We start from the raw sequence: 312 nt of genomic DNA, 5'->3' as shown, positions 1-312 counted from the left end.
ATAAGATCGCGCTCAATTTCAGCGGATAAACCAAAAGCAAAAGCTAGAACCTTTGATTGGATATTGTCGCCAAGCCGGTAATTATCCTTAATAGTCCATACCCGAACACCATTCAGCATTAAATGATTTAGTATCGACATAATCATAAAAAGACTTCTTCCAAGGCGTGATAATTCAGAACAAACAATCAGGTCATTCTTTTTGACCTCTGCAAGAAGTGGACCTAAAAGCCTTTTTTCGGGTGTTTTGGTGCCACTGATTGTTTCCTCAATCCATTACAACCAGTTAATATTCCACGATAAATATTTATAT

At 36.9% G+C, this 312-nt stretch carries 1 protein-coding gene; it reads right to left on the bottom strand.

Features of this window, described 5'->3' with window-relative positions:
* Window positions 1-260, bottom strand: a 260-nt coding sequence (locus tag ACYVTD_RS18910; RefSeq protein WP_461249119.1) for a recombinase family protein, incomplete at its 3' end; no start/stop codon positions are given.
* Between the last annotated feature and the right edge of the window lie 52 nt (window positions 261-312).

It is taken from the genome of Treponema sp. R6D11 (assembly GCF_054786075.1).
The sequence above is the reverse complement of the archived record's forward strand: the minus strand, read 5'-3'. Positions and strand labels throughout refer to the sequence as shown.